Origin of the sequence: Agrococcus sp. ARC_14, assembly GCF_022436485.1 — a bacterium.
GTDB lineage: Bacteria > Actinomycetota > Actinomycetes > Actinomycetales > Microbacteriaceae > Agrococcus.
In genome coordinates this window covers 1,582,025-1,605,461 of record NZ_JAKUDO010000001.1, presented here as the reverse complement: position 1 = coordinate 1,605,461, position 23,437 = coordinate 1,582,025, and the positions used below count along the sequence as shown (strand labels likewise).

Genomic DNA, 23,437 nt, shown 5'->3' with positions numbered 1-23,437 from the left:
CAGACCTCCGGGTCACTCTCCACGCACCGTCACGACGACGTACTCGCGTGTTGAGAGGAGCCCATCATGATCCGCCTATTGTGGACCGCCAGCGCAGAGGTCCGCTACTACCTGCGCCGATACATGCCGAGCAACATCGTGCTCGACCTGATCCGCTCCAGGAGAGGACTGAAGTGGGCCTTGCCCGCCATGCTCCTGGCCGTTCCCTACTTGCTCGTCGCCTCCTGGTCCACCGCGCTCATCGAGAACGGTGGACCAGGATGGCTGCATCTCGTCGTTTTGATCGGGATTTGGAACGCTCTAAAGATGGTGGCCATCGGCTCGGTGAGCCTCGCGATGCTCGTGAAGGCTCGTGCCCGTGAACGCCAGGCAAGGCGGCATCGCGAGCGCCAGGTGCATGACGAGGTGTCTCTGTTTGAACTCACCCGAAGCGGCCGCTGAGGCCGAGTCAGTGGCGTTCAACCGCTGACGCCGAGCTAGCAGGCGATGCCGACGCCGGCGAATGGTGCGCCGTCGGCGATGAGCACGAGGACGGCCTGGCCGCCGGCGACCACGACGAAGTCGTCGAGCTATTCACCCGATCGGCAAGCCCATCGCGGCAGCCGCGAACGTGGCTAGAGCGGTCGCGGCGGCGCCGGCGCCGCCACTCGCCGCGGACTCCGCAATCTTCGTGAGTACCGTTCGCGTCTTGCTTTCGTCGCCATCACTGCGAGCCGCCTCCCCGCGCAGCGTCTCCGCGTGCTTCGCGAACTCCTCGCGGGCCGCATCCGGAAGCGACGCTTGCAACGACTCGATCACGACGGCCATAGCCTGCGCGAGTTCGCGCCAGTCCCCACCGAGTGACGTTGGTCGAGCCCTGCGCGATCGCCGCTGGCCCGTTTATCGTGCCGATCGAGTAGGTATGCGTCGCGCTCGGCGCCGGGTCGGGCGCGCCGAGCGGCAGCTCGTGCTCGATCGCCTGAGAGCCCCGGGGAGTGATCTTCACGCGAAGCGGGTCCGGGCGACCTCCCCCCACTCCAGGGCCGTCGACGTAGCCCTGCTCTTTCAGCCATCTACCCGCCTCGTGTAGATCCTCCTCAGCCACCGGCTCGCCGAACCAGAGAGCGCCGGAGGCGAGGAAGTCATCGGCCTGCAGCATTGAGCCCTCATCGTGCTCGTAGATCCAAGTCAGGTATGCGAGCCGGTAGTGGCGCCGCTTCTCGAGCCGCGACCCTCGCTTCTGCTGAACCGCAGCGTAATGCGCGAGCCCTAGCGCCGTGAGCGTTGCTCGCCACGCGCCGCCGAACATTTCGTCGAGGTCCACCAGCGCCCCGTCCGCGAGGCGGTGGACGGTACGGTTGACCTCCGCGCGCTCCTCTGCTGACATGTCAGGGTGGCCGACGGTGCTGGAGATGATGTCGGCCCCTTCATCGCGCAGACGCACGATTCGGGTGAGCACCCAGTTGTCATCCCCGTACAGTGCAGCGCCTCCGCCCATGACATCTCCTCACCCGGTCGCTGTCAACGTATCGGAGATCGACCGGAGGAGCTCGAAGCAGTCGGGTGGGCTGCGCGCCGCTGCAGTCGGCGCCGCTGGACCCCTTCTCTAGCTCCGGCCCCACTCTCCCTGAGGCCCAAGTCAGCAAACAAATCCCATCAAAACCCGCTCCTGACCGGGCGTTTTCCGCGCAGGGTCGGACGCCGGCCGACGGGCGCCGCTCCTGGTTGATGCAAATAGTGCACCAACCAGAATTGGAGGCGCGTGCTGGTGAAGTCGGCACTGCCCGATGCCGAGCATGCGGTACGGCCGGGCTGCCCGGGTCGGGTCAGGCACAGCAGGAGGTGGGTAGTTCGTTGCGGAACAGCCCGGCGGCGATCCGCAGGCTCTCGGCCATAGTCAAGTAGGGAGCCCAGGTGTCGGCGAGGTCGTCGACGGTCATCTCGGCCTTGATCGCGTAAGTGGCGGCGAGCATGATCTCGCCCGCTCCGTCGGCGACCGCGTGGACGCCTAGGACCCTGCCGGTGCTGGCGTCGGCGACCAGTTTCAACGCGCCGCGAGTGTCGCGGTTCACCAGTGCTCTCGGCACGTCCTCCAACGCCAAGAGGCGGCAGGTACACGGGAGGCCTTGCTCAAGCGCTTCTTTTTCAGTGAGCCCTGCCGAGGCCAACTGTGGGCGGGTGAACATCACCGCCGGCAGGCCCGTGTAGTCCACCGTCTCAGGCTTGGTCCCACCGTCGGCGAGTGCGTTGACGGCGGCGACCCGTCCAGAGGCGGCGGCGACGTACACGTACTGCGGCGTGCCCGCAACGTCGCCCGCTGCATACACCCGCGGGTTGGACGTGGCCTGGTGTTCGTCGATCACGACGAAGCCCCGGGCGTCGGTGTCGACTCCGGCTGCCGGGAGATCCAACGCGAGGGTGTCGGCGTGCCGGCCGGTCGCCAGCAACAGTCGCTCCGCAGTCACCTGGTTCCCGGACGCGGTGATCACTCTGACGCCGCCTTCCTCGGCGGTCTCGACGCCGGTCGCGTGTTCGGCGATCACGGCGATACCGTCATCGCCGAACACACCGGCCATGACCTCGCGCAACTCCGGCTCCGCGTGCGGCGCCAGGCGCCCGATCACAGTCACGCGAGCGCCGAGGTGAGCGAACAGCTGGGCCTGCTCCATCCCGACAAAGCCGCCACCGATGATCACCAGTGACTCGGGCACCTCGGTCAATTCCATCGCAGTAGTCGACGTCAAGTACTCCACGTCCTCGATCCCGTCGATACCGCGCACCGTGGGCTGCGAACCGGTCGCGATCACGTAGGACCGTGCCCGCAGCGGCTTCCCGTCGACCTCCACCGTGTCCTTGTCGGTGAATCGCGCCTCACCGGAGATCAGCGGGAACCCCCACGCCTCAGCGACCGCGGTGTACTTGTGCTGCTTGAGTCGGTCGATCAACTCAACTTTCTGCGCCACCAGCGCGTCCAGGTCCACGCCGTCGGCGAAGGTGGGAACGCCGTCGAACGGGTTGGTTAGCGCACTGTGCCGGGTTCCGGCAGCGGCCAGCAGGGTCTTGGACGGAACACAGCCGACATTCACACAGGTCCCGCCCAGAGCGCCGCGCTCGATCAGTACGACCTCGGCACCCGCCTTGCGGGCCGCGATACCTGCTGCCATCGCGGCTCCTCCCGACCCGATTACGGCCAGGTCAATGTCGTACTCCGCGCTCATCTCAATCTCCTCCGGTTTGGTATTCGCCCATCCATCACCCACCATGGACCTTCCAGTGCAGTAGAAGGTCAAGTAGCGAGAGCGGAGACCGCCATGCGAATCGGTGAACTCGCCGCGGCCACTGGCACGACCACCACGACCCTGCGGTTCTACGAGGACAGCGGACTGCTTCCGCCCGCCGAACGAACCGTCAGCGGATACCGCAGCTACGGCCAGGAGGCCATCGCCAGGCTGGACTTCATCCGGCGAGGGCGCGCCGCCGGACTCACGCTTACTCAGATCCGCGAGGTGCTCGATATTCGAGACGCGGGGACCGCCCCGTGCCACCACGTCAAGGAGCTCCTCGACCTCCGCCTCACTGCCCTCGACCGGCAGATCGCCGACCTACAAGCGCTCCGCGCCAACGTCACCCACCTCCGAGACGACGCCGCACAAGCCAAGCCCTCCGAATGCCAGTCCGAAGACGTATGCCGCTACCTGTGAGCCGCTCGAGACCATAGCCCGCGGCGGTCTAGAACCACCCACAGCAGTCGTGACGCATTTGCAATAGCGACCCGGCTTCTGACATCGGCTTGTCTTTGATGCACATGCTGCAGCAACCGTTGAGGTCCAGAGCGGGGTCTCTAGGCTTGAAGGATGCAGCAGATCGCAGATTGGTGGGACAAACACCAGGTCGTGCTGTACGTAGCCGCAATCATCTTCGGCGGGGCGTTGGGAGTTCTCGTGCCGGCGTCGGCGCCGATGTTGACGGTCGCGACGAACCCGGCGCTGGCGGTTCTGTTGTTCGCCACGTTCCTCGCGGTACCGCTCATAGAGGTCGGACGGTCCTTCAAGGACCTACGATTCCTCGGCACTGTGCTCGTCGTCAACCTCCTGCTGGTGCCGATCGTGGTGTTCGGTCTGTCCCGGTTCGTCGTGGATGACCGGGCGCTGCTCATCGGTGTGCTGCTGGTGCTGCTCACTCCATGCGTCGACTACGTGATCGTCTTCACGGGGCTCGCCGGCGGGGCGACGGCGCGACTGCTCGCGGCGACGCCGCTGTTGATGCTGCTGCAAATCCTGCTCCTTCCCGCGTACCTATGGCTATTCGCCGGCGGCGAGGCGGTGGCGCACCTTGAGATCCGTCCATTCATCGAGGCGTTCGTCGTCATCATCCTGATCCCGCTCGCAGCAGCCGCGATGGTGCAAGCCGTCGCTCGGCGGCACCGTGCTGGACGCTCGGTCGAGCACGGCATGGCCGCGGCAACGGTGCCGCTCATGATGCTCACTCTGGCGGTTGTCATCGGTTCCCAGATCGCCGCCGTCGGCGGTCAAGCACTCGCTCTGCTCCGAGTGGTGCCGCTGTACGTTGCATTCCTGGTCGTGATGCTCTTCCTCGGCCTCGCGGCTTCGCGTATCGCACGACTCAGAGCTCCGGAGACTCGGGCAGTGATCTTCAGCGGCGCGACGCGCAACTCCCTCGTCGTCCTCCCGCTCGCGCTCGCGCTACCGGCCGAGCTTGCGCTCGCACCGCTGGCGGTCGTCACGCAGACGCTGGTCGAGCTTGTCGGCATGGTCGTGTTTGTTCGACTGGTGCCGAGGATCGCACCGTCGCAGAAGGACCAGTTGCCGGCTAGGGGCCATTCAGAGTCGGAGCTGGGTTAGCCAGCTCTGGTTGTCCTCGACGCTCACCACGCTGTGCAGGCGGCCTCCGGTGACTCGGAAGAAGTGAAGCTCATCAACGTTTTCGAAGCGGACGCCACTTGGCTCGTGATCTCGCCATGGGCCAAGGTGTGTGCCCGAGCAGCGGAAGTGGGCCGCGACCTTCTCGCCCTCGACCACGACCGTCAGGATCTCCATGTGGACATCCGGGAACGATCGTCGAAACGGCTCGATCCAGCGGCGCATCAGCTTCACCTCTTCCGCTGCCGTAGCGACGATGGCAACTACTACGCGACGCTCGCGCACGCGCGGGCGCACCAGCGCCGTCGCAGCCCGAAGCCGTTCACGCTGCTCGAGCATCCGGAGCTCTGCCGGCAGATCGAGGCGTGGATGGACGATGGTTGGTCGCCGCGGCTGATGGCGGCGATGCTCGCGATCGAGTTCCCGGACGACGAGACTATGCGGGTGAGCCACGAGACGATCTACCAGGCGCTCTACGTGCAAACGCGCGGGCAGTTGCGCAAGGACCTGGCGAAACAGCTCTCGACGAAGCGCGCCAAGCGCAAGCCGCGAGGCTCGCTGGAGCCGCGGCAACGGCTCTATCGGGACGCGTTGAAGATCAGCGAGCGGCCACCAGAGGCTGCCGATCGGGCCGTGCCTGGGCATTGGGAGGGCGACCTGATCATCGGCTCGGGATCGTCCGCGATCGGCACGCTCGTGGAACGAAGGACGCGGTTCACGATCCTGCTGCACTTGCCCCAGACGCATACCGCCGACGAGGTCGCGGCCGAGATGATCAAGCAGATGGGGAAGCTGCCGGCGCACCTGCGGCGCTCGATCACCTGGGACCGCGGCAGCGAGCTCGCCGCCTACGAGCGCATCCAGCTCGACCTGTCCACGAAGGTGTTCTTCGCCGACCCGCACTCGCCCTGGCAGCGCGGCACGAACGAGAACACCAACCGGCTGCTGCGCCACTGGTTCGAGAAGGGCAGCGACCTGCGGACCTGGGACGCCGCCGGACTGCAACGCGTCCAGGACACCCTCAACCGCCGGCCCCGGCCCACGCTCGAACTGCAAACCCCAGCGCAAGCGCTGAACAAGCTACTCGAACGAGCAGCAACAACCCCGAGCGTTGCACCGACCAGTTGACTTTGCCGACAGCGAGAACCTACAGCAACTGTAGATTCTCAATTTCGGTGGCGCATTCTCAATTTCGTGGCGCAGCCGTGTCGCAGCTTCTCAGTTTCGTGGCGCAGCGCGTCCTGGATGTATGAGCGGCGACCAGCTGCTTGAAGCCGAGGTTCGCTACCTCACCGAGGACGACGAGTCGATCGTCCGGTCCTACGCGCGGCAGCGGCACTATTCCGGGCTCTACTGGTCCTTCAAGAACCGCGATCACGTCGTCTACGAGAGTCGACTGGAACTCGCAAGGCTCTTGGTCGCCGACATCGATCCGGCTACGCAGCGCATCGCCGCGCAGCCGATGCAACTGCTCGGCGCAGACGGCTCGCGTATGCGCCGGCACGTTCCCGACTTCCTCATCGTCCGCGCCGACGACTGTCCGCTGGTGGTCGATTTGGAGCCCGCCCGGTTCGCCGTCAAGCCCGAGGTCGCGTACGTTCTCCGGTGGACCGCGAAGCTGTGCTCAGCGCGTGGACTCGACTACCAAGTGTGGAGCGGCGCGGACCCCGTGGTCAAGTCCCCGGTAGTGGTGTCGCGGTGTCCTTCGTTCTGGCTGGTTAGGCGGAGAGCTGGAGGGCGGGTTCGGTGGTCACCTCGCTTCCGGTGTCGGCCACGAGTGTGAGGCGGCTCTTGGCGAGCATCTCGAGGCCGAGGTAGCGGCGCCCTTCGGCCCATTCGTCGGTCTGCTCCGCCAGGACCGCGCCGACCAGGCGGGTGATGGCGTCGCGGTTTGGGAAGATGCCGACGGAGTCGGTGCGGCGACGGATCTCGCGGTTCAGGCGCTCGTTCGGGTTGTTCGACCAGATCTGCTGCCAGAGGCCTTCGGGGAACTGCGCGAAGGCGAGGATGTCGGCGCGCGCCGCGTCGAGGTGCTCGAACGCGTCGGGCAGCTTCCCGTCGACGTAGTCGAGCAGTCGATCGAACTGAGCGTGGACGGCGTCTCGGTCTGGCTGATCGTCGACGGAGTGCAGCATCGCCTTCACGGCTGGCCAGAGGTTCTTGGGAGTGACGGACATGAGGTTCACCGCGTAGTGCGTTCTGCAGCGCTGCCAGCTGGCCCCTGGGAGGTTCGCGGCGATCGCCTCCACCAGGCCCTGGTGGGCGTCGGAGGTGACCAGTCGCACGCCGGTCAGGCCGCGGGCGACAAGGTCGGCGAAGAAGCTGTTCCAGGCCGGCCCGGTCTCGCTGGTGGCCACGCGCATGCCGAGCACCTCGCGGCGCCCGTCGGCGTTGACGCCGGTAGCGACCAGCACGACGGCATTGATCACGCGCCCGCCTTCGCGGACCTTCATCGTGAGCGCGTCGGCGGCGACGAACGTGAACGGGCCCGCCTCATCCAGCGGCCGGTGCCGGAACTGCTCGACGTGCTCGTCGAGATCGGCCGCCATGCGCGAGACCTGCGACTTCGACAGCGAGTGGATGCCGAGCGTCTTCACCAGCTTGTCCATCCGCCGGGTGGAGACGCCGGCGAGGTAGCAGTCGGCGACGACGGTGATCAGCGCGGTCTCGGCACGCTTGCGCCGCTCGAGGAGCCAGTCGGGGAAGTAGGTGCCGGCCCGCAACTTCGGGATCGCGACATCGACCGTGCCGACGCGCGTGTCGAGCGGGCGGTGCCGGTAGCCGTTGCGATGCGTCGTGCGGTCGGAGCTGGGCTGGCCCCATTCGGCGCCGACGACCGCGTCGGCGTCGGCAGACAGCAACGCGTTGATCATCGTCTGCAACAGCGAGCGCATCAGATCCGGCGACGCGTCGGTCAGGGCTTCTGCCAGCACGCCGGCAGGGTCGACAATATGAGGAGCGGTCATCGTGATGACTCCATTCGAGTGGGTTGTAGGAGATTCCTCGAAGGATCACACGGTGACCGCGCTCACGTCGATAGCGACGAGCCCGGCCACCCTGCGCTACACCACTATGCGGGACTCAACTGACCCCGTCGTCATCCGCAACATCGAGTGGCTGCAGGCCGCCCGGAGGCGCCCGCTATCGCCGCGAACGCTGACCGAGAAGATCCGCTGGATGGCGGCAACCCCGATCCCGCTCGGCCAGCTCTTGCATCAGACCTCGGCAACTTACCAGGACCTGCTCCGGCTCGTCTGGCACGGAAGCTTGCAACTCGAACTCGCAAGCACCCTCAGCGACGAGACGGCCGTCTGGGCAAGTTAGGAGCACAACATGGACACCCGCTCGATCGAGATCATGCCGGGATCGGAGATGTGGTTCGAGGGCGAGCTCGACCGCGTGGCGGTTCATCGCGTAGTGAAGCACGAACGTTGGTACCGTTTGCTCGATCGTGTCGTGACCGGGTCGATGACCGGGGAAGACGGTGGACGATGCAGCGGCCAAAGCTGCGAGACGGGAAGACCATGGCCCAGCCCGACCCGGCCGCCCGAGCCGGTCGAGCACGCTCGCGCTGGCGCAGCCTCCAGTTCGGTGCCGCGGCCACGGTCGCAATCGGTGCCTTGATCGCGACTCTGATCGCCCCGGGCGCGCCACAGGCAGAGGCCGTCGACGAGTACGGCTTCCCCACCTGGGCAGAGGTCGAGGCCGCCCGGAGCAACGTGAACGCGAAGGACCAGCAGATCAGCGAGATCCGCGCGCTCATCTCACAGCTCGAGAGCGACGCCGACAACGCGCAGTCGCTCGCCGATCAGCGCGCGGCGGAGGCAATCGAGGTGCAGCGCGTCTATGACGAGGCCGTCGCAGCGGCCGAGCGGCTCCAGCAGCAGGCGGACGAGGCCTCGGCGAGCGCCGAGGAGTCGCAGCTGGCGGCCGGCCAGCTCGCCGCACAGATCGCACGCTCTGGCGGCACCGGCGACATGAGTGCCGAGCTGTTCGCCAATCCCGGCTCAGCCGACGACTGGCTGCACCAGCTCGACATGATGGATCGCGTCGCAGGTACCGCCGACACTCTCTACCAGCAGGCGCAGCAGGACGCGAACGCTGCACAGGCGCTACAAGATCAAGCAGCGGTCGCCCGCGACGCGCTGCACGAGATGAAAGTCGCGGCCGACGAGGCCTACGCGACCGCGCAGGCTTCCGCGATCGCCGCACAAGAGGCGGTCGTCACGCAGCAGGAGCACCGCGCCGAACTCGACGCACAGCTCGCGGTGCTGATCGAGAACCGGGCTGCGACCGAGGAGGACTACCAGGCGGGCCAGGCGCACCGTGCATGGCTGGCAGAGCAGGAGCGGCTTCGGCGGGAGCGCGAGGCGCGGGAGCGCGAGGCGGCTCACCAGCGCGCGCTCGAGGAGCAGCGCAGACTGGCCGCTGCCGCCCGCGAATCCGGCGGCAGCGGTGGCGGCGCTGCGGTCCCGGTCGCGCCGAACCCGAGCAGCGGCTGGCAGACGCCGCTCTATGGCCGCTTCACCTCCGCTTACGGCATGCGCAACGATCCGCTCGGCCGGCTCGGCCGGAAGTTGCATGCCGGTGTCGATATCGCGGCCGGCTGTGGCGCGCCGATCTACGCCGCCGCTGACGGCGTCGTCACGCTGCGTTCACGTGACACCTATGGCGCGAACATGCTGTACATCGATCACGGCGGCGGCGTCAGAACCGAGTATTACCACATGATGCAGCCCGCCAGCGTGGCACCCGGCCAGCGCGTACAAGCCGGTCAGGTCGTCGCATACGAGGGCAGAACCGGCTACGTGACCGGCTGCCACTTGCACTTCCAACTCCGCGTCGGAGGCACGCTTGTGAATCCCGAATCGTTCCTGAACGCACGAGGCGTGTACCTGCGCTGACGGGCATCGTGGTGCCGGTCGGGCCGCGGCCTCCCAGGACACTGCCGTGGCCTCCGGGTGTTGCTAGCTCCAACTACTCGTACTACTCGAGGTTCATCTCGCGCGTCTGCAGCCACAGCATCGGATCGAAGGACACGTAATTGCTGTTCTTCAGTTCGAGGTGCAGATGCGGACCCGTCGAACGGCCGGAACTGCCCACCTGGCCAATGACTGTCGTGATGTCCACGACCTGGCCTACCTCGACCTGGATCGAACCGGGCAGCATGTGCGCGTACCAGGACTGCACGAACTGTCCATTGATGTTGTGGTCGACGAAGACGACGTACCCGCCACCACCGGGATTGTTCCCCTGCCACACCTCGGAGACGACACCGTTCGCAATCGGCCGGATCTGCGTGCCGAGGCCGAGGGCAATATCCGTCCCGCCGTGCGATCCACCGGGGCGGTATCCGAACGGACTCGTGATCCTCAACTGCGCCAAGCTGGGGAACGGGCTCTGCACATAGTCGGTGTTCAGCGCTTCCCAGGCACGGGGAAACGCCGGATCGCCCCCGTACGACGAACCTGGCACTTCTGAGTCCGCAACTGCCTGGTAGCTGGCGAACTCGGCATCCGTCATGCTCGCTGCAGCAAGCGGGTCGGTGACGACGATCTCGTCGCGTGCGAAGAATGTGTCGCTGTCTGCGGCGACTTGATCGAGCTCCTGTGAGCTCGGCTCGATCAAGGCCACCTCCGGGGCGAGGGTGCTTGGCGCCTGCATTGCCTGCGCGGGTAGCGAGGTGACGGCAACAAACGATCCGATAAACACCAGCGCACTGCCTGCAGTGATCTTCCGCGCGAGCTTGCGGACGCGTCGCTCGGCACGCGCCGGCGGTGCCGTGGTCACTGGTTGCCGGATGATGCGCGGCGTGAGCGGTCTCTGTGCACGGCGCGCCCCGGATGTCGAAGGCGCGTTGTCGACGCCCAGCGCCGGGTTCGCAATCGTGATGCTGCTTGCCGTACCAGTCGCAGCCTTCGAGACCGTCAATTCCCGGGCGACCTGAATCGCGGCCTCGCGCATGGCGCGGCGGCTCGAGTACAGCGATGGGGCGCCATGAAGGACCGTCACTCGCGCAGATGCGCGAGCTTCAGCGCCGGTACGCGCGATCGCTTCGGCGGCCCGTTCCTGCTCGCGAAGGACGCGCCGAGTTGCCGGCTGCGCTGTGACGATCGACGGAAGAGCCTCGCTCTTCTCCCGTGCAGGAGATGTGGGCTGCGTCACGCTAGATAGATCCTCAGACTCTTTGAACAGGCGTCCACGAGGGCATCGGCCTTGCCATGCAGCGACTCGCAACGGATCGCGCCCAAAACGCGAACCCACCGAATATAACGGATTGGTAACGGCCTGGTCAACGTCGCCGCCGCGCCACTCATGGATTCCATACATCATCGGCGAGAACCTCACTGCTATCCGGTTGCGAACCCGACCGCAAACCGAGGGGGTGACAATCACGGTCACAGTGGCTTCGATGGGGTACAGAGCCCCGACGATCGAAGGAGAGAATCATGAGCCACCACGTGGAGTCCATGCTCGACACCTACCCCAAGGATCTCGGGGGAATCGACAAGCAGGCGCTTGCGGCGTGCATCGAGGCGTGCTTCGAGTGCGCGCAGACGTGCACCGCGTGCGCCGATGCCTGCCTGTCGGAGGACATGGTCGCCGAGCTCACCAAGTGCATCCGCACCAACCTCGACTGCGCAGACATCTGCGAGACGACCGGGCGCATCCTCTCGCGCCACACCGGCTACGACGCGAACATCACTCGCGCCGTCTTGGAAGCGTGTCAGACGGCATGCAGGGCGTGCGCGGAAGAGTGTGAGCAGCACGCGCAGATGCACGAGCACTGCCGCGTGTGCGCGGAAGCGTGCCGACGGTGCGAGCGCGCGTGCGCCGACCTGCTCGCCACACTGCGTTGAACTCGCATCGCACCTACACGGAATGACGTACCATGCGCAGGCCCACCGTCCTGACCGCACTCGCGCTGGCCTCCGCATTCGCCCTCGCGGGATGCGCGAACGGCAGCGAACAACCAGCTGAAACCCCGGGGGAGCGCGCGAGCGTCGAGCCCTCGACGACGGCTGGCGAGTCTAGTTCGATCTCCAGTGAGCACAACGAGCAAGACGTGATGTTTGCGCAGATGATGACACCGCACCACCAGCAGGCGGTGGAGATGAGCGAGATGCTGCTGGCCAAGGACGACATCCCGACCGAAGTGGCCGACTTCGCCCAGCAGGTCATCGACGCGCAGGGTCCGGAGATCGAGCGCATGAACGCCATGCTCGAAGCCTGGGGCGAAGAGCCCGGCGACATGGAAGGCATGGATCACGGATCCGGCATGGGCGGCATGATGAGCGAAGCGGCCATGGCCGCCCTTGAAGAGGCGCAGGGAACCGAGGCGGCCCAGCTCTACCTGGAGCAGATGATCACCCACCACCAGGGCGCAGTCGAGATGGCTCAAGAGCAGCTCGATAGCGGTGAGAACCCGGAGGCGCTGCAGCTTGCCCAGCAGATCATCGACGCGCAGGAGGCCGAGATCGCGCAGATGGAGGACATGCTGCAGAACCTCTGACCACGCCACCCCGCCGGCACACCCGATTCGACCGGCTGCGCCGGCGGTAGGCTTGTCAAGTGGGATCGGGGGCATCCATGCGCGCGCTCAGCAGCAGACCGGCTGACGCCGTTCCCCGTGCACGGATCCTGCTCGCACTGCTGCTGGCCGTGGCTGGCGTGCTGGTTGGCCTGCTCGGCATGCACGTGTTGGGCGGAGGCACCCATGCCGCGCACGATGCCGCCCCTGCCCCGGCGATCTCCCATGCGATGGGAGAAGATCACGCACCGGCCCCGGCACACTGCGGCGAGACCGGTTGCGAGGAGTTCGGGTTGATGGCCGCGAGCTGCGTGCTGGCACTGCTGGCGCTCACGCTGCTGCTGCCCGCCTCCCCAGTGCGATGGTTCGTGCGAACCAGCGCTCCACCGGCGCGCTCCTTCCCGCTCTTCGCACGGTCCACCCCCACCCCTTCGCTCATCGCGCTCTCGATCAGCCGGACTTGATGGAGCCGATGCGGCCGCACCCATGCAGCCGCATCTCGCCAACCCCACAAATCCTTACTGACAGAGAGAAGAACACCATGCATGCACCCAAGCGCGCGCTCGCAGCGAGCGCGCTCACGATCGCCCTCGTCCTCACCGGCTGCGCCGCCGCGTCCGAGCCCGCCACGAGCCCCTCGACATCGAGCAGCCCCACGGAGAACAGCGCTGGCAGCGCGGGGGCGACGGACTTCAACCAGGACGACGTGATGTTCGCGATGAACATGATCGCCCACCACCAACAGGCCATCGAGATGTCCGACACGCTGCTGGCCAAATCCGACGTCGACGAGCGCGTCGCCGACCTCGCCGAACGCATCCGAGAGGCGCAGCAGCCGGAGATCGAGCGCATGAACGCCATGCTCGAAGCCTGGGGCGAGACCCCCGGCGATATGGAAGGAATGGACCATGGATCCGGCACGGGCGGCGGCATGATGTCGGAATCCGACATGGAACTGCTCGAGGAGGCACCGGGACCTGAGGCATCGAGGCTGTTCGTGGAGCAGATGATCATGCACCACGACGGCGCCGTGGCGATGGCGGAGGCTGAGGTCGCCTCGGGCGAGAACGCCGACGCTGTCGAGCTGGCCGAGCGCATCATCAACGACCAGTCGTCGGAGATCGCCGAGATGGAGGCACTGCTCGACGAACTGTGACGGCGTGGCGGGGGCGGCAGCCGCTGTCGCCCCCGCCGGTCGTCCTCGCGCTGTCTTGCCGCCGGTGCCCCCCACGCCCCCTTCCTCAACCGAATCGAGAAGAACGGTCCATGCAACTCCATCGATCACCGCGCCTCCGGCGCATCGCCGCGGCCTCTGCGCTCTCGGCCACGATCCTGCTCACTGCCACGGCGTGCGCGCCCGCTGGCGCGACCGCAGAATCGCTCACGACGGACAACCACATCCACAAGCTCATGCCGAGCGATGACGGGCAGTCATTGCTCGTCGGCACCCACAACGGCCTCTTCAGCGTCGACCTCGAGTCCGGCGACGTGGAAGGCCCGGTGGGCGAGCACGTCATCGACCTCATGGGCCTGACCCGTGCAGACGACGGCCTGCTCGCCTCCGGCCACCCCGGGGCGTCCGGGGTGCAGCACCTGCAGGGGCCGAATCTCGGTCTGATCCAAAGCTCCGACACGGGTGAGACCTGGGAGTCCGTATCGCTCGAGGGCGCAGCCGACTTCCACGCGCTCACCTACGATTCGGCTGCGGGCACGGTCGTCGGCGCGCACGCGGGCCAGATCCTCATCAGCGACGACATGGGCGCGTCGTGGCGCGAAGGCGCGGCAGCGGATCCCTACGAGCTGCTCGCCACCAGCGATGGGCTGCTGATGACGAGCTTCGACGGTCTCAGCGTCAGCACCGACGCGGGCGAGAGTTTCCAGGCGGTCGAGGGCGCCCCACCACTCGTGCTGCTCGCCAATGCCGAGGACACCGTCATCGGTGTCGATCTCGACGGCACGCTGTGGCGGTCTGAGCGTGGAACGCCGTGGACCCCAGTAGGCACGACCCCAGGGCAGATCCACGCGCTGACGCTCCTCCCGAGCGGCGAGGTGATCGTCGCGACGGAAGCAGGGCTGCAGCGCACCAGCGACCTCGGCCAGAGCTGGGAGCCGCTCATCTCCTGACACCTGCCGCCATCAGGATCGCGTCATCGGTGGCCCGCGAGCTCGGCCTTGATGGCGAGGATCTCGCGGGCCGCCGAGAGTCCGACCGCCCCCGTCACGCACCCGTCGCCGTCACGGAAGGTCGTGACGATGCTGCCGTCACGCGAGCGGTCCGTGCCGACGACCGCATTTGGTGACACGGTGCCGACCCCCATGATCGAAGTCCCGTAGACGTTCAAGCTGAAACCGGAGGCCGCGCGGTACGGTCCCGGGTCCTCGCCTTCACCGAGGTCGTGCAGGATGGTGCGCGCGGCGTGCGCGCCCTGGGCCATGGCATCGTCCCAGTGGTCGATGCGGTGCCATGAGCCGTCCGGGGTCGTGTGCGCTGCTGCTGCGCCGGCCGCGTACGCACCGGGGATCGTGCCCGCCCGCAGGCGGTCATCGACCCTCACCCCTTCGGCGTCCCCGGACGCCCATGACGTATCCGGCACGGTCCCCTGCGCCACGATCACCAGATCCGAGCGCAGCTCGCTGCCGTCGTCGAGCCTCACGCCTAGACGCGAAGCAGACGGCAGCAGTACGGTCACGGCTCGCCCGAAGTGGGCGTCGACGTGCGCGGCGTGCAGGTCTCGAAGCCGCGTCGCGATCGGGCGCCCGAGCACGCGCGCGAGCGGCACGTCCGATTGCGCGACCAATTGCAGCTCGGCGCCTGCCGCTGCGAAGTAGCTCGCGACCTCAGACCCCACCAGGCCAGCGCCGAGCACCGTCACGGTGCGCCCGGTTGGATCGTCCCCGAGGTGGTCGCGGATCCGCAGAGCGTCTTCCGCGCGATGCAGCGAGAAGACGCCGGGACCAGCACCGCCGGGAAGCGCCCTTGGCGTGCTGCCCATCGCCAGCAGCAGGGTGCTGTAGGGCAGCGCCCGGCCGTCCTGCAGGCGGACGACGTGCCGATCCGCGTCAATGGTGAGCGCGCGCCCGTGCACGAGCTCGACGCCGAGCGGCGTCAGATCCTTGAGCGCCGCCTGTTCGACGGTGAGCAGGCCGGGCAGGATCGCCTTGTCGACCAAGGTTCGGCTGTACGGCGGATGCGGCTCGTCATGCACGATCCGCACGGAGCCGGTGAACCCTGCTGCGCGCAGCGCGGCCGCCGCTGCGTGCCCAGCGGCTCCTGCTCCGACGATCAAGACGTCCGGCTCGAGCATCGACATGGCGCTCAGCTCCTCCTCTTGACGCGCATACCCCTGCTGGGTATATCGTCGTCTCAATCGATACCCCCCAGGGGTATCCTGTTAAGTGAGAGGAAGACACCATGAGCAGCTCCGAGTTCCAGGTCACCGGCATGAGCTGCGGCCACTGCGAGGTCGCGATCCGCAGCGAAGTCGAGCAGATCGCGGGGGTCGAGAACGTCCAGGTGAGCGCGCAGACCGGCCGGCTCGTGATCACGGGCTCGCAGCCGATCGACGACGCAGCGATCCTCGCCGCAGTCGATGAAGCCGGCTATGAGGCTGCGCCGCTCCGATGAACACCGCCGCCCGATTGGGCATCTACGGTGCTGGACTCGTGCTCGCCTTCGGCGGAGCCTTCGCCATCGCCGCCGCCGTCGTGCCAGACGCCACCGTCGCCGCCTGGTCGCAGGACGACCGAGGCGCCCACAGCGATCCGGCCACCAGCACGACAGCACCACCGGCAACCACGCAGGAAGAGCAGGAGATCGACGTGACCGGAGTCACCATCGCCCAATCAGGCTTCATGATCGGACCGATCGACGCCCCCGCGCAGCCGGGTGAGACGAGCCCGCTCTCGTTCCAGATCCTCGATGGCGACGGCGCACCGGTGACCGCATTCGAGACCGCCCACGGGAAGGACCTGCATCTGATCACGGTCCGCACCGACGGCACCGGGTACCGTCACGTGCACCCGGAGCTCGATCCCGCGAACGGCACGTGGTCGCTGCCGTGGACCTGGGAGGCCGCCGGCAGCTACCGGGTCTACGCCGACTTCACGACCACAGACGCCACGAGCATCACTCTCTCCCGCATGATCGACGTGGTCGGCACGGTCGAGCCACAGCCGGCGACCGACGTGAGGCTTCGCGACGACGTAGACAGCTTCGACGTCACGATCAGCGGCGAGTTGACGGCGGGTGGCGCGAGCGAGCTGACCGTCGAGGTGGCTCGGGACGGGGACCCAATCACCGATCTCGAGCCGTACCTCGGCGCCTTCGGGCATCTGGTCGCGCTTCGCCAGGGCGATCTCGCCTATCTGCATGTGCATGCGCACGGCGACGAGCCGCAGCCCGGCGATCTGGCCGGCCCCGACGTGACGTTCACGGCCGAGGCCCCGACCGCCGGCCGATATCTGCTGTATTTCGACTTCCAGGTCGACGGAATGGTGCACACCGCGCAGTTCGTGCTCGACGCGATCCCCCCGACGGGCAGCGCGGGCACCCCTGATGAGCCGGCGGGCACTGACGGCGACGCTGAGCACGACGGACACTGACCAGTAGCGAGCCCCGGACGCGCACAGCGCCCGGAGCACCGACGAGGAGACGATTTTGACTGACTTGCAGCCGGCAGCTGCGGCTTCCAGCGTGGAGCTGGAGATCGGCGGGATGACGTGCGCCTCGTGCGCGATGCGGATCGAGAAGAAGCTGAACAAGCTCGACGGCGTCAGCGCGACCGTGAACTATGCGACGGAGAAGGCCAAGGTTTTGGCACCCGCGGACTTCGACCCGGCGGTGCTGATCGCGGAGGTGGAGAAGACCGGATACACCGCAGCACTCCCCGCCCTGGAACAGTCCTCGACGGTGGACGACGACGGCGAGGCTCCGGATGCAGAACTGGTGAGCCTGCGGCACCGACTGATCGGCTCCGTCGTGCTCACCGTCCCAGTGATCGCCATGGCGATGGTGCCGGTGCTGCAGTTCACCTACTGGCAGTGGCTCTCGCTCGCGCTCGCCGCGCCGGTGATCGTGTGGGGCGCGTGGCCGTTCCACAAGGCGGCCTGGACGAATCTGCGGCACGGTGCCGCGACGATGGACACGCTCATCTCGATGGGAACCAGCGCGGCGCTGCTGTGGTCGCTGTTCGCGCTGTTCTTCGGCACCGCTGGCGTCCCCGGTATGACGCACCCGTTCGAGCTCACCGTCGCCCCCAGTGACGGCGCCGCAAACATCTACCTGGAGGTCGGCGCCGGGGTGACGATGTTCATCCTGGCCGGCCGCTACTTCGAGAAGCGATCCAAGCGGCAGGCTGGCGCGGCGCTGCGAGCGCTGCTCGAGCTGGGCGCGAAGGACGTCGCCGTGCTCCGCGACGGCGTCGAGGTGCGCATCCCGACCACAGATCTCGCCGTCGACGACGAGTTCGTCGTCCGGCCCGGCGAGAAGATCGCCACCGACGGCACGGTCGTCTCCGGCACCTCCGCGGTAGACGCTTCCATGCTCACGGGCGAATCGGTGCCCGTCGAGGTCGGAACGGGCGACACCGTCACCGGAGCCACCGTCAACGCGGGCGGCCACATCGTCGTGCGCGCCACGCGGGTCGGCTCGGACACGCAGCTCGCCCAGATGGCGAAGCTCGTGGAGGACGCGCAGTCCGGCAAGGCCGACGTGCAGCGCCTCGCCGACAGGGTCTCCGGCATTTTCGTGCCGATTGTGATCGCCATCGCGGTGGGCACGCTCGGCGCCTGGCTCGGCGCCGGCTTCCCAGCCGCGGCCGCGTTCACGGCGGCCGTCGCCGTGCTGATCATCGCCTGCCCCTGCGCGCTCGGCCTCGCGACCCCCACCGCGCTGCTCGTGGGCACGGGACGCGGTGCGCAGATGGGGATCCTCATCAAGGGGCCGGAGGTGCTCGAGTCCACGCGCCGCATCGACACCATCGTGCTCGACAAAACCGGCACCGTGACCGTGGGCAAGATGACCCTCACCGATGTGTACACCGCCGCCGGCACCGACCGGACCGAGCTGCTGCGACTCGCGGGCGCCCTGGAGGACGCCTCCGAACACCCGATCGCCCAGGCCGTCGCGAAGGCCGCGGTGCAGGAGTTCGGGACACTGCCGACCCCGGAAGGCTTCACGAACATCGAGGGCAAGGGCGTGCAGGGCGTCGTCGACGGGCACGCGGTGATCGTCGGCCGGGCCTCGCTGCTGGCCGACTGGTCCCTGCACTTGTCTGCCGAACTCGCCAAGGCGAAGGCCGGGGCCGAGCGCCAGGGGAAGACCGCGGTCGCCGTCGGCTGGGACGGTCAGGCGCGCGGCGTGCTCGTCGTCGCCGACACGGTCAAGCCCACGAGCGCGGCCGCCGTGGCGCAGTTCAAGCGCCTGGGGCTCACGCCGGTGCTGCTCACCGGCGACAACCAGACCGTGGCCGAGCAGATCGCCGCCGAGGTCGGCATCGCCGACGTGATCGCCGAGGTGCTGCCGCAGGACAAGGTCGACGTCATCAGCCGGCTGCAGCGCGAGGGGAAGGCCGTCGCGATGGTCGGCGATGGGGTCAACGACGCCGCCGCCCTCGCCCAGGCCGACCTGGGTCTCGCGATGGGCACCGGCACCGATGTCGCGATCGAAGCCTCCGACCTCACGCTCGTCCGCGGCGACCTGCGCAGCGCTGCCGACGCGATCCGGCTCTCCCGGAAGACGCTGGGCACCATCAAGGGCAACCTGTTCTGGGCCTTCGCCTACAACGTCGCCGCGATCCCGCTGGCCGCCCTCGGGCTGCTCAACCCCATGCTCGCCGGCGCGGCAATGGCGTTCTCCAGCGTCTTCGTCGTCGGCAACAGCCTCCGCCTTCGCAGCTTCAGGAGCGAGGCGGTGGACCCCGCACCGACCGCCACGACCGCGCCGCGGCCTGCGGCACGGTCGGCAGCAGTCGACACCCATCACTGAGAGGAACCCCCATGTCCGACACCACCGGTCACGACCACAGCCACGGCAACCACGACCACGCCGGCCACCACGAAGATCACGGCCACAGCCACAGCGCCACCGGTGCCCACGGGCACGACGCGGCCGCCGGCGAGATTAGCGAGTGCCCGGTGATGGCTGGCAGCACGGTCCTGAAGGCGGACGCCGAGGCCGCGGGCCTCGTCCGCGACTACGAGGGCACGCGCTACTACCTGTGCTGCGCCGCCTGCGGGCCCCTGTTCGACTCCGACCCCGCGAAGTACGCCGCCGCGGCCTGAGCTGCACCGTGTCGGGCTTATCTCCAGATAGGTCCGGCACGGCTTCCCCGCACCCGAGAGGATGAGACCATGACCAACCCGCACGAGCACCGACCCGACCCGACGGATCCCGACCAGCTCCACGCGCACCACGCGGCCGCACAGATGGAGGCACCCGAGGTCAACGGGTCCGACCATGCAGACCATCATCACGATCAGTTCCAGCCGACGGGTGCGCACGATCGGATGGGGGGTCACGCGACCGCGGCGTCCGACGGTGCGGCCACGAGCGACTCCCATGGCGGAAGCCACATTTCGCATGCGGGCCACGACGACCATGGCGCAGATGGCGAACACGGCGGTCACGGCGATCACGTCGGGCAGTTCCGTCGCCTGTTCTGGATCATGCTGGCCCTAGCAGTCCCGACCGTCGCGCTCTCGAGCATGTTCGCCATGATCCTCGGCTACACGCTGCCGGACGTCCCCGGGCTGGCCTGGGTCTCCCCCGTGCTCGGCACGGTGATGTACGTGTGGGGCGGCAAGCCCTTCCTGACCGGCGCTGTGAGCGAGATCCGCGCGCGCAAGCCCGGCATGATGCTGCTCATCGGCCTCGCGATCACCGTCGCCTTCATCGCCTCGTGGGGAGCGAGCCTCGGACTGCTGCACCACGAGCTCGACTTCTGGTGGGAGCTCGCGCTCCTGATCGTGATCATGCTGCTCGGACACTGGATCGAGATGCGCTCGCTCGCGCAGACCACCAGCGCTCTGGACTCGCTCGCGGCACTCCTCCCGGACGAGGCCGAGCGCGTGGACGGCGACAGCATCGTCACCGTCGCGCCTACCGATCTCGCCGTCGGAGATGTCGTCGTCGTCCGTCCCGGCGGCAGCGTGCCCGCTGACGGCAGCATCGTCGATGGACGCGCAGCCATGGACGAGTCGATGGTCACGGGAGAGTCGCAGACGGTCACGCGCACCATCGGTGAATCCGTCACCGCCGGCACCGTCGCCACCGACTCCGGCCTGCGTGTCCAGGTGACCGCCACCGGCGACGACACCGCCCTCGCAGGCATCCAGCGGCTGGTCACGGATGCGCAGAACTCCTCCTCCCGAGCGCAGCGCCTCGCCGACACCGCCGCAGGGTGGCTGTTCTGGTTCGCGCTCGGCGCGGCAGCGATCACCGCGATCGTCTGGTCGCTCGTGGGCCTGCCCGACGCGGCGGTCGTCCGCACGATCACCGTGCTCGTCATCGCGTGCCCCCACGCGCTCGGCCTGGCCATCCCGCTCGTGGTCTCCATCGCCACCGAGCGTGCCGCCCGCGGCGGTGTGCTCGTCAAGGATCGCCTCGCGCTCGAGAGCATGCGCACCGTCGACACGGTGCTGTTCGACAAGACCGGCACCCTCACGAAGGGCGAGCCGACCGTGACCGACATCGCCGTCACCGACGGGCACGAGCCCGATGATGTGCTTGCTCTGGCTGCGGCCGCGGAGACCGACAGCGAGCACCCGCTCGCCAAGGCGATCGGCCGGGCGGCTGCCGCCAAGAACCTGGCCGTTCCGCGCAGCAGCGACTTCTCCTCGTCCCCTGCCGTCGGCGTCACCGCGACCGTCGACGGCGCGACCGTCCGCGTCGGCGGACCGCACCTGCTGACCGAGGAGCACGCGGAGGAGCTCGGTGCCGCCGACCGATGGCGCTCCGATGGGGCGATCATCCTCCACGTGATCCAGGACGGCCAGGTCATCGGAGCGCTCAAGCTCGCCGACGAGATCCGCACGGAGTCGCGCGAGGCGATCGAAGCGCTGCACGCCCTCGACGTGCAGGTCGTCATGATCACCGGCGATGCCGAGGCAGTGGCACGCTCGGTCGCGGAAGAGCTGGGCATCGACCGCTTCTTCGCCGGCGTCCGTCCCGAGGACAAGGCCGCGAAGGTGCAGGAACTGCAGCGCGAGGGCCGGAAGGTCGCGATGGTCGGAGATGGCGTGAACGACGCCCCGGCCCTGGCCCAGGCGGATGTGGGGCTCGCGATCGGGGCCGGCACCGATGTCGCGATCGCATCCGCGGGAGTGATCCTTGCCAGCGACGACCCGCGATCCGTGCTGTCGGTGATGGAGCTCTCGCGCGCCGCCTACCGCAAGATGAAGCAGAACCTCTGGTGGGCAGCCGGCTACAACCTCATCTCCGTGCCGCTGGCAGCCGGCGTGCTCGCACCCATCGGCTTCGTGCTGCCGATGTCCGTCGGCGCCGTCCTGATGTCGCTCTCCACGATCGTCGTGGCGCTCAACGCGCAGCTGCTGCGGCGCCTCGACCTTCGACCCGCCGCCACCACGCAAGCCATCCTCCAATCGATGAGCGCATCCGACCGGAGAGCACGATGACGGACACCACCACTCCCACCACCTGCGATCAGAGCGAGCACGGCTACATCACCGACAAAGCCCGATACCTCGCGCGACTCCGGCGGATCGAGGGACAGGCACGCGGGATCCACCGCATGGTCGATCAAGAGCAGTACTGCATCGACATCCTCACCCAGATCTCCGCCCTCACCGGCGCGCTGCAGAACGTCGCCGTCGGGCTCCTCGAGGACCACCTGCGCCACTGCGTCGCCGACGCCGCCCGTGCCGGCGACGACGTCGCCGAAGAGAAGATCCGCGAAGCATCGCAAGCCATCGGACGACTCATCCGCTGAACCGCTCGATGGGGATGACTATCGGGCCGTCGATGGACGGCTTGTCGACTCCGACGTGCCAAGCGGCGTGGTCAGGAAGTCCCGCCGCATCCCGAGGGTGGTGTCGGTGATGTGCATAGACGTGGCCGCATCGGGGGCGCTCTCGGTCAGCGCGCGGATCGCGTCGATGGTCTCGGGCACGACGATGGCCTCGTTGAAGACCTGGTAGGTGAGATACACCTCGTCGCCGTTCACGGTGACGAGGTCCTCCCAGAGCGCCACCTCCCACATGTCGCCTCGTGGTCGACCGAGGTCCCGCATAAGTTCGATCGTGGAGTTCAGCGCGACGAGTCCGTCCGACATTCGAATGAAGGCGATGCGCGGCGCGGCGCGGAACGCGTCGAGCACCTCATCCCTGCTCGCGTTCCTCGTGAGCTGCAGCGTCCAATAGTGGTTGTGCGTCTGCGTATGGGCCCCCTTCGCCGCGATGGTGATGAGGTCGAGGTCCGGCAGCACGGTTTGCGCGTCCGGTCCCTGATGTGAGGGGATGGTCGCTTCGGGAACCATGGTGTTCATGATGCCACCCAGGTGCGATTCCCACGGGTCGGTCGCGCGGCGGATGAGCACGCCTCGAGCCTTGGCGAGGAGGCCCGCGTCCTGCAGTGCGCCGAGCACGCGGACGATGCTCGTGGTGTTGCACGACACCACGCGGGTGCTCTCCCGGCCGAGGGCACTGTCGTAGTTCGCCTGCGCGACGAACGAGTGCCCGGTCGTCTCATGCGACTCTCCGCCTTGGAGCACGAACTTGACGCCGGCCTCCCGGTACCGGTCAAGGTTCCCGGCCGCGACGTGCTTGGGAGTGGTGTCCACCACGATGTCGGCACCGCCGATGAGGTCCTGCAGCGTTCCGGCGATGTCGAGTCCCGCCGCACGCATGCCGTCGACCGCCTCGACAGTCGCGCCGAAGATCGGCGCCCTCCCAGCGGCGGCCCTGATGCGCCAATCGGTCGCGACGTCGGCGATGCCCACCAACTCCATGTCTGGTTGCAGCTTCACCGCATCGGCGACCCGCTTTCCGATCACTCCGTATCCGTTGACGGCCACTCTGATCGTGCTCATTG

The 23,437-nt window shown here is 67.7% G+C and carries 25 protein-coding genes; 19 read left to right on the top strand and 6 right to left on the bottom strand.

Annotated elements, in window-relative coordinates:
* The first annotated feature begins 66 nt into the window (after window positions 1–66).
* Window positions 67–441 (top strand): sulfate permease, encoded by a 375-nt coding sequence (locus MKD51_RS07935; protein ID WP_240239789.1) that lies wholly within the window; start codon window positions 67–69, stop codon window positions 439–441.
* Window positions 442–703: 262 nt separating this feature from the next.
* Here MKD51_RS07935 and MKD51_RS07930 read toward each other — a convergent pair whose 3' ends face one another.
* Both MKD51_RS07930 and merA read right to left on the bottom strand, forming a co-directional pair.
* Window positions 704–1,477: a hypothetical protein gene (locus MKD51_RS07930; RefSeq protein WP_240239788.1), complete on the bottom strand. Its 774-nt coding sequence runs from the start codon at window positions 1,475–1,477 to the stop codon at window positions 704–706.
* Window positions 1,478–1,805: 328 nt separating this feature from the next.
* Complete coding sequence (merA, locus tag MKD51_RS07925) at window positions 1,806–3,197, bottom strand: mercury(II) reductase (protein WP_240239787.1); 1,392 nt, start codon at window positions 3,195–3,197, stop codon at window positions 1,806–1,808.
* A gap of 93 nt (window positions 3,198–3,290) precedes the next feature.
* Between merA and MKD51_RS07920 the strand changes: the two genes are divergently transcribed.
* From MKD51_RS07920 to MKD51_RS07905, 4 genes are all read left to right on the top strand, one after another.
* Complete coding sequence (locus tag MKD51_RS07920; protein ID WP_240239786.1) at window positions 3,291–3,680, top strand: heavy metal-responsive transcriptional regulator; 390 nt, start codon at window positions 3,291–3,293, stop codon at window positions 3,678–3,680.
* 153 nt (window positions 3,681–3,833) lie between these two features.
* Window positions 3,834–4,841: a bile acid:sodium symporter gene (locus MKD51_RS07915; RefSeq protein WP_240239785.1), complete on the top strand. Its 1,008-nt coding sequence runs from the start codon at window positions 3,834–3,836 to the stop codon at window positions 4,839–4,841.
* Between the two features lie 63 nt (window positions 4,842–4,904).
* Window positions 4,905–5,987, top strand: a complete 1,083-nt coding sequence (locus MKD51_RS07910; RefSeq protein WP_240239784.1) for an IS30 family transposase — start codon at window positions 4,905–4,907, stop codon at window positions 5,985–5,987.
* 121 nt (window positions 5,988–6,108) lie between these two features.
* Window positions 6,109–6,642: a TnsA-like heteromeric transposase endonuclease subunit gene (locus MKD51_RS07905; protein ID WP_240239783.1), complete on the top strand. Its 534-nt coding sequence runs from the start codon at window positions 6,109–6,111 to the stop codon at window positions 6,640–6,642.
* Here MKD51_RS07905 and MKD51_RS07900 read toward each other — a convergent pair.
* On the bottom strand, window positions 6,578–7,825 hold the full coding sequence (locus MKD51_RS07900; RefSeq protein WP_240239782.1) for an IS256 family transposase: 1,248 nt from the start codon (window positions 7,823–7,825) through the stop codon (window positions 6,578–6,580). The two genes, MKD51_RS07905 and MKD51_RS07900, sit on opposite strands and share 65 nt — an antisense overlap.
* A gap of 52 nt (window positions 7,826–7,877) precedes the next feature.
* Between MKD51_RS07900 and MKD51_RS07895 the strand changes: the two genes are divergently transcribed.
* The 3 genes from MKD51_RS07895 to MKD51_RS07885 are packed head-to-tail and all read left to right on the top strand — an operon-like array spanning window position 7,878 to window position 9,763.
* The gene (locus tag MKD51_RS07895; RefSeq protein WP_240239781.1) at window positions 7,878–8,183 is read left to right on the top strand and encodes a hypothetical protein; all 306 of its coding nucleotides are present in this window, start codon (window positions 7,878–7,880) and stop codon (window positions 8,181–8,183) included.
* A gap of 9 nt (window positions 8,184–8,192) precedes the next feature.
* A complete protein-coding gene (locus MKD51_RS07890) occupies window positions 8,193–8,483 on the top strand; it encodes a hypothetical protein (protein WP_240239780.1) in 291 nt (96 codons plus the stop codon).
* A complete protein-coding gene (locus MKD51_RS07885; protein ID WP_240239779.1) occupies window positions 8,480–9,763 on the top strand; it encodes a M23 family metallopeptidase in 1,284 nt (427 codons plus the stop codon). The genes MKD51_RS07890 and MKD51_RS07885 overlap by 4 nt, the downstream gene beginning before the upstream one ends.
* Before the next feature lie 82 nt (window positions 9,764–9,845).
* Here MKD51_RS07885 and MKD51_RS16330 read toward each other — a convergent pair whose 3' ends face one another.
* Complete coding sequence (locus MKD51_RS16330) at window positions 9,846–11,024, bottom strand: M23 family metallopeptidase (RefSeq protein WP_240239778.1); 1,179 nt, start codon at window positions 11,022–11,024, stop codon at window positions 9,846–9,848.
* Window positions 11,025–11,308: 284 nt separating this feature from the next.
* On the opposite strand from MKD51_RS16330, the gene MKD51_RS07875 reads away from it, so the two are divergent.
* From MKD51_RS07875 to MKD51_RS07855, 5 genes are all read left to right on the top strand, one after another.
* A complete protein-coding gene (locus MKD51_RS07875) occupies window positions 11,309–11,719 on the top strand; it encodes a four-helix bundle copper-binding protein (RefSeq protein ID WP_240239777.1) in 411 nt (136 codons plus the stop codon).
* A gap of 32 nt (window positions 11,720–11,751) precedes the next feature.
* The gene (locus MKD51_RS07870; RefSeq protein ID WP_240239776.1) at window positions 11,752–12,372 is read left to right on the top strand and encodes a DUF305 domain-containing protein; all 621 of its coding nucleotides are present in this window, start codon (window positions 11,752–11,754) and stop codon (window positions 12,370–12,372) included.
* Window positions 12,373–12,449: 77 nt separating this feature from the next.
* Window positions 12,450–12,854, top strand: a complete 405-nt coding sequence (locus tag MKD51_RS07865) for a DUF6153 family protein (protein WP_240239775.1) — start codon at window positions 12,450–12,452, stop codon at window positions 12,852–12,854.
* A 77-nt stretch (window positions 12,855–12,931) separates the two neighbouring features.
* Window positions 12,932–13,546, top strand: a complete 615-nt coding sequence (locus tag MKD51_RS07860) for a DUF305 domain-containing protein (RefSeq protein ID WP_240239774.1) — start codon at window positions 12,932–12,934, stop codon at window positions 13,544–13,546.
* 110 nt (window positions 13,547–13,656) lie between these two features.
* Window positions 13,657–14,514, top strand: coding sequence for a hypothetical protein (locus MKD51_RS07855; RefSeq protein ID WP_240239773.1), 858 nt, complete (start codon window positions 13,657–13,659; stop codon window positions 14,512–14,514).
* Between the two features lie 23 nt (window positions 14,515–14,537).
* Here MKD51_RS07855 and MKD51_RS07850 read toward each other — a convergent pair whose 3' ends face one another.
* Window positions 14,538–15,695, bottom strand: coding sequence for an FAD-dependent oxidoreductase (locus MKD51_RS07850; protein ID WP_240240875.1), 1,158 nt, complete (start codon window positions 15,693–15,695; stop codon window positions 14,538–14,540).
* Window positions 15,696–15,802: 107 nt separating this feature from the next.
* Between MKD51_RS07850 and MKD51_RS07845 the strand changes: the two genes are divergently transcribed.
* The 6 genes from MKD51_RS07845 to MKD51_RS07820 all read left to right on the top strand — a co-directional run bounded on the left by MKD51_RS07845 (window position 15,803) and on the right by MKD51_RS07820 (window position 22,337).
* Window positions 15,803–16,015, top strand: a complete 213-nt coding sequence (locus tag MKD51_RS07845) for a heavy metal-associated domain-containing protein (protein WP_240239772.1) — start codon at window positions 15,803–15,805, stop codon at window positions 16,013–16,015.
* Window positions 16,012–16,992, top strand: a complete 981-nt coding sequence (locus MKD51_RS07840) for a heavy-metal-associated domain-containing protein (protein ID WP_240239771.1) — start codon at window positions 16,012–16,014, stop codon at window positions 16,990–16,992. Before MKD51_RS07845 ends, MKD51_RS07840 begins: the two co-directional genes overlap by 4 nt.
* A 55-nt stretch (window positions 16,993–17,047) precedes the next feature.
* The gene (locus MKD51_RS07835; protein ID WP_346986699.1) at window positions 17,048–19,375 is read left to right on the top strand and encodes a heavy metal translocating P-type ATPase; all 2,328 of its coding nucleotides are present in this window, start codon (window positions 17,048–17,050) and stop codon (window positions 19,373–19,375) included.
* An 11-nt stretch (window positions 19,376–19,386) separates the two neighbouring features.
* Window positions 19,387–19,671 carry a hypothetical protein gene (locus MKD51_RS07830; protein ID WP_240239770.1) on the top strand — a complete coding sequence of 95 codons (285 nt, stop codon included), beginning with the start codon at window positions 19,387–19,389 and terminating at the stop codon, window positions 19,669–19,671.
* Between the two features lie 384 nt (window positions 19,672–20,055).
* Window positions 20,056–22,023 carry a heavy metal translocating P-type ATPase gene (locus tag MKD51_RS07825; protein WP_240240873.1) on the top strand — a complete coding sequence of 656 codons (1,968 nt, stop codon included), beginning with the start codon at window positions 20,056–20,058 and terminating at the stop codon, window positions 22,021–22,023.
* Window positions 22,020–22,337, top strand: coding sequence for a metal-sensitive transcriptional regulator (locus MKD51_RS07820; RefSeq protein WP_240239769.1), 318 nt, complete (start codon window positions 22,020–22,022; stop codon window positions 22,335–22,337). Before MKD51_RS07825 ends, MKD51_RS07820 begins: the two co-directional genes overlap by 4 nt.
* Before the next feature lie 18 nt (window positions 22,338–22,355).
* Here MKD51_RS07820 and MKD51_RS07815 read toward each other — a convergent pair whose 3' ends face one another.
* Window positions 22,356–23,435 (bottom strand): type II glyceraldehyde-3-phosphate dehydrogenase, encoded by a 1,080-nt coding sequence (locus MKD51_RS07815; RefSeq protein WP_240240872.1) that lies wholly within the window; start codon window positions 23,433–23,435, stop codon window positions 22,356–22,358.
* Window positions 23,436–23,437 lie beyond the last annotated feature (2 nt).